This is a genomic window from Pedobacter sp., assembly GCF_041662865.1.
Lineage (GTDB): Bacteria > Bacteroidota > Bacteroidia > Sphingobacteriales > Sphingobacteriaceae > Pedobacter.
Window position 1 is genome coordinate 1 of sequence record NZ_JBAZRL010000092.1, and the last position, 5,201, is coordinate 5,201.

Below are 5,201 nucleotides of genomic sequence, written 5' to 3' on the forward strand. Positions count from 1 at the left end.
GTCGAATTCAACTGGCAGGGTTATGATACTGAATAAAGTAACTAGCGCTAAACCAGCCACGCCAATGGCTAATACGATCGGGTTTCCAGTAAAACCGATTAACAATACACCAATTAACAATACCCATTGCAATAAATTAGAGGAGATACTCACTACGGGCACCATGCTCGATCTAAATTGCAACCAATGGTATGATTTGGCATGCTGCACAGCATGGCCACATTCGTGCGCAGCAACAGCAGCCGCAGCAACACTTCTTCCATAATACACATCCGTACTTAGATTCACGGTGCGATCTGTTGGATTATAATGGTCACTTAATTGACCCTCTGTACTCATTATTTTGATATCATAGATGCCATTGTCATATAGCATTTTTTCGGCTACTTCTTTTCCCGACATGCCAGAGTTGAGCTGCATTTCGGCATACTGAGAGAATTTACTTCTAAATCGCCACTGTACAAACATGCTTAACAGCAATACAGGTATAATTAAAATTAAATACGATTCCATTTTTTTATTAGTGTTTTCTACCTTAAATCAAAAAGTGTTCCCATATTTAATTGCTGTTAAAAAAATTACAATAACTTATGAATCCGACAAACCATCCATCTTATTGGGAGAAGCACAATTTCTTTGCTGCCGACGTAATTATTATTGGAAGTGGCATAGTTGGCTTAAATGCTGCCTTAACAATTAAACAAGGCAGTCCACAAACTAGTGTAATGATACTAGAACGCGGGTTTTTACCCAATGGCGCCAGTACCAAAAATGCTGGTTTTGCGTGTTTTGGAAGTATTTCAGAACTAATAGAGCAGGAGAAAATTTGTGGACCTGATGGCTTGCATGACTTAATATCAAAGCGTTGGACCGGCCTCTTAAAGCTTCGGAATTTACTGGGTGATGACGGTATTTATTATCAAAATTATGGAGGGTATGAATTATTTAGGCCCAATGATAGCCTTTTAGCTCAGGAATGTGTATTAAAATTAAGCCATTTTAATGCACTAATAGCAGACATTGTCTCAGAAAAAGAAGTCTATAGCGTTGCTGATAACCAAATTGCTTCATTTAGTTTTAAAGGTATTACAGCCTTGTTAAAAAACAAGTTAGAATCCCAAATTGATCCTGGTAAGATGATGAAAAGCCTGCTGGCAAAAGCGAGCGCTTTAGGGGTTGTTGTGCTAAACATGTGCGAGGTTGAAAAAGTTAATGAAGAAGAAAAGCAAATCGTTCTCGAAACCAGTCAAGGTCGGTTTACCTGTAACAAAGTGATTTTAACAACCAATGCTTTTATAAACGGTCTTCGCAGTACAGTAAATGTCGTACCTGGTAGAGGCCAGGTGGTCATTACCAAACCTATTCCTAATTTAAAGCTAAAAGGCACTTTCCATTATGATAAAGGCTTTTATTATTTTAGAAATGTAGGTGATCGCGTTCTTTTGGGAGGCGGTAGAAATTTAGATTTTAAAACGGAGGAAACAACTGAATTTGGCGAGACAGAAAAAGTACAGGCAGCCCTGCTATCGCTTTTGCAAACAGTTATTCTACCTGATGTTGATTTCGAAATTGACCAGAAGTGGAGCGGCATAATGGCTTTTGGCAATGAATTACATCCAATTGTGAAGGAACTTGATCCCAACATTTACTGTGCCGTTCGCTGCAATGGAATGGGTATTGCAATTGGTAGTCACACAGGACAAGAAGTAGGAGAGCTCGTGTTAAAACGTTTGTAAAATAGCCTGCTAGTTATTCAAAAACAATCGTTTTATTTCCGCTAATAAAAACTCGATCTTCTAAGACTTGTTCCAATGCCTTGCTCAATACCGCTTTTTCAATTTCACGGCCTGCAACTGCCATTTGTTTGGCGTTTAATGTATGATTTACATGTATTGTCTGTTGGCTAATGATCGGTCCTTCGTCTAGATTATTGGTTACAAAATGCGCCGTAGCGCCGATAATTTTTACCCCTCTATCAAATGCCTGTTTATATGGACTAGCACCGATAAAAGCTGGTAAAAAGGAATGATGAATATTAATGATCTTATTTGGATAATGTTCTATAAACTCGGGCGAAAGTATTCTCATAAATTTAGCTAGCACGATATAATCTAGTTCGTAGTTTGTTAACAATTGAGAAATTTCTTGTTCAAATTCATCCCTACTTTTGTTTTCATGGTCAACATAGAAGAAAGGTACGCCCAGTTTCTCCGCAAATTCTTGCAGCGTTGGATGATTTCCGATTACACATTTAACGATCGCTCCGAGTGTTTTAAAATGGGTCCTAACTAAAAGATCTGCTAAGCAATGAAACTCCTTAGTAACTAACACAGCAATATTCTTTTCTGTTTGTGTTACGAGCCTAACGCTGGCATCGGCCGGTAACACATCTACCAGCTCTTGTTCAAGTACTGAGTTATATGCAATAATACCACTGCAAGCTATGCGTGTAAAAAACTTGTTTTCAGTTTCGTCTACAAACTCTCGCATGGCAACTATATTGAGTTTGTGTTGCGCTAATACTCTTGTGATATTGGTTACTAAACCAACGCTGTCTTTACATTGAATAAGAATTAACAGATTGTTCATGTGGTAAATATATATTAAAAAGCGTGTTTGTAGACACTCTTAACTAATATTTTGTTATTTTGACTAAAAAATTGGAAGTATGGAAATCGCTGCTGTTGCTTTGTTGTTGCTTATTTTATTGATTCTTTTGATGCTCGTGTTGCGCAAACAGCCGGTACAAACGAACGATGAAACAATCAACTATTTAAAGGAAGAAAAACAAAAACTGGCCGATGAGCTAAACGATCTTAGGGAGCGATTTAACGATGAGCGAGGTAAACTTATACAAACAGAAGCGTTGTTAAGCCTACAGCGTAATAAATTTGAGGAACAACAGCAAAGTCTCGAAGATCTTCAGCAAAAATTTACTTTAACTTTTTCTGAAGTAGCTAACAAAATTCTAGATGAAAAAACAGCAAAATTCACTGCGCAGAACCAAAATAATTTAGAAACTATCCTCTCACCATTAAAAGCAAACATTAAAGCATTTGAAGAAAAGGTTGACAAGGTCTATAAGGATGAAGCCGCCGAACGAAATCATTTAAAAGGGGTCATATTTCAATTAATGGATCAAAGTAAGCAGATTCAAACCGATGCTAACAATTTAACAAAAGCACTAAAAGGCGATAATAAAAAGCAAGGAAATTGGGGAGAAGTCATTCTTGAGCGCGTGCTAGAAAGTTCGGGACTAATTAAGGGGCGGGAATATCGCACACAGGCTAGCCTTAAGAACGACGATGGTACAAAATATCAACCAGATGTGGTCATTGACCTGCCCGATGAGAAAAACTTGATTGTAGACGCTAAAATTAGCTTGGTTGCTTATGAAGAAATGATGAACGCAGCAACAGAAGAAGAGAAAGTTTTAAGTTTAAAGCGGCATCTAATTTCTGTAAAATCTCATATAGATGGTTTAGCCGGTAAAAATTATCAAAATCTTTATCAAATTAACTCGCCCGATTTTGTTTTGCTTTTTATGCCGATTGAATCATCTTTTAGTGTTACCGTGCAGGCCGATCATGAGTTATTTAACTATGCCTGGGATCGAAAAGTTGTAATTGTTAGTCCGACAACATTGCTAGCTACGCTTCGTACTATTGCAAGTATTTGGAAAGTAGATCGGCAAAATAAAAATGTATTTGAGATTGCTGAAGAGGCGGGGGCTTTATATGATAAGTTCGTTGGCTTTTTAACAGATATGGAAAAAATAGGTAAACATTTAGACCTTTCACAAAAAGCCCATGAGGAAGCGTTTAAAAAATTGCAATATGGCAGTGGCAATCTAATTGGAAAAGTAGAAAAGATTAAAAAATTAGGTGCAAAAACTAAATCGACTAAGCAGATCGACGCGAGGTTTTTAGGGGATGAAGAATAAACTTACTTTTTATACATTTTTAACAATGTTTGATAAACGCTATTATGTAAAATCGTTAAATGGTCTTCTTTCTCAAAAAATTCAAATCCTACTTTTAGGTTGCTAGATTTAGACAAGGTTTCAGCGAGTTTTTTAGCGTCATCCTTCATTATTTTTCCTTCTTCGCCAACGGAAATAAATACATTAGCCTTGAATGGCGTTTGATTAGTCGGGTTTTTTAAAAGTGATCCATTATCCCACCACAAACTTGGACTAACAATGATATAATTGTTAAAAAGACTGGCTCTTTTCATTAAAATCTCTGTTGCTAATAAACCTCCAAAAGATTGTCCAATAACTGTCTTTACACCATTCGTTTTAAATGTTTTTTCAACAAATGGTTGTAGTTCTTCCGCTAAAAAATTGATGAACTTGGCTGAGCTTCCAGTAGTAGGGAAGTCTTGCTTATCTTTTACAACCGAAGTTGGAAAAGTAAAATCTCTTCTTCTATCAACATTTGCAATACCAATAACTATTGATTTTGGCGTTGCCTCAATCATTGTTAAAAACTGAACTAGGCCAGTAATGTGTATAAAATCTTCGTTTACAGATCCATCTAACAGATAAATAACTGGGTAGGTCTTAGCAGAATCAGCGTTGTATCCTTCGGGTGTGTAAATGTTAAGAACTCTGTTTTCATTTAATACTTGGGAAGGTAGCTGATATATTTTTCCTAAACTAAGATCCTGCTGCGCAAAGCAAAAATTAATTATGAATACTGTGAAAAAACATAAAACTGCCTTCTTCATATCTAGCCTTTAAAAGCATTCCAACCTTGTGCCTTTAACTCATGCACTACATTTGATTTAGACACCATTTTACATCCCGAGTTTTTGTCGGTTATGTGGCCAATGATGCTAATATCCAAATCATTCTTAAGTTTGCTATAATCAGCTTGTTTAATCGTAAATAGCAGTTCATAATCTTCGCCGCCATTCAATGCGCAAACTGTTGGATCTAAACCTAATTCACGTGCAGTTTCATAAGTCATTGGATCTATCGGGATTTTTTCTTCATAAAGTGTACAACCTTTGGCTGACTGTGTACAGATATGTAAGATTTCTGAAGCTAAACCATCTGAAACATCAATCATTGATGTTGGTTTGATCTTCATTTGCGATAACAAATCAACAATATCTCTTCTTCCTTCAGGCTTCAATTGACGTTCAATAATATAATCTTTTCCTTCTAAATCTGGTTGCAGTTGCGGATTTTCTAA

5 protein-coding genes and 1 pseudogene are annotated in these 5,201 nt (G+C 36.5%); 2 read left to right on the forward strand and 4 right to left on the reverse strand.

Annotated features, from left to right (window positions below):
* Nucleotides 1–513, reverse strand: a 513-nt coding sequence (locus WC622_RS16305; protein WP_372820754.1) for a zinc metallopeptidase, incomplete at its 3' end; no start/stop codon positions are given.
* Nucleotides 514–590: 77 nt separating this feature from the next.
* On the opposite strand from WC622_RS16305, the gene WC622_RS16310 reads away from it, so the two are divergent.
* Nucleotides 591–1,736 carry an NAD(P)/FAD-dependent oxidoreductase gene (locus tag WC622_RS16310; RefSeq protein ID WP_372820755.1) on the forward strand — a complete coding sequence of 382 codons (1,146 nt, stop codon included), beginning with the start codon at nt 591–593 and terminating at the stop codon, nt 1,734–1,736.
* Between the two features lie 13 nt (nt 1,737–1,749).
* On the opposite strand, the gene purU is transcribed toward WC622_RS16310, so the two are convergent.
* The gene (gene purU, locus WC622_RS16315; RefSeq protein WP_372820756.1) at nt 1,750–2,589 is read right to left on the reverse strand and encodes a formyltetrahydrofolate deformylase; all 840 of its coding nucleotides are present in this window, start codon (nt 2,587–2,589) and stop codon (nt 1,750–1,752) included.
* Between the two features lie 79 nt (nt 2,590–2,668).
* On the opposite strand from purU, the gene WC622_RS16320 reads away from it, so the two are divergent.
* Nucleotides 2,669–3,943 (forward strand): DNA recombination protein RmuC, encoded by a 1,275-nt coding sequence (locus WC622_RS16320; protein WP_372820757.1) that lies wholly within the window; start codon nt 2,669–2,671, stop codon nt 3,941–3,943.
* A gap of 2 nt (nt 3,944–3,945) precedes the next feature.
* On the opposite strand, the gene WC622_RS16325 is transcribed toward WC622_RS16320, so the two are convergent.
* On the reverse strand, nt 3,946–4,731 hold the full coding sequence (locus tag WC622_RS16325; RefSeq protein WP_372820758.1) for an alpha/beta hydrolase: 786 nt from the start codon (nt 4,729–4,731) through the stop codon (nt 3,946–3,948).
* 2 nt (nt 4,732–4,733) lie between these two features.
* Nucleotides 4,734–5,201: pseudogene (locus tag WC622_RS16330) on the reverse strand (thiamine-monophosphate kinase); the annotation flags it as partial.

What these genes read in the sequence shown, in the direction of transcription:
- WC622_RS16310 (WP_372820755.1), top strand. Translation starts at nt 591, where the DNA reads ATGAATCCGACAAACCATCCATCTTATTGGGAGAAGCACAATTTCTTT.
- purU (WP_372820756.1), bottom strand. Translation starts at nt 2,589, where the DNA reads ATGAACAATCTGTTAATTCTTATTCAATGTAAAGACAGCGTTGGTTTA.
- WC622_RS16320 (WP_372820757.1), top strand. Translation starts at nt 2,669, where the DNA reads ATGGAAATCGCTGCTGTTGCTTTGTTGTTGCTTATTTTATTGATTCTT.
- WC622_RS16325 (WP_372820758.1), bottom strand. Translation starts at nt 4,731, where the DNA reads ATGAAGAAGGCAGTTTTATGTTTTTTCACAGTATTCATAATTAATTTT.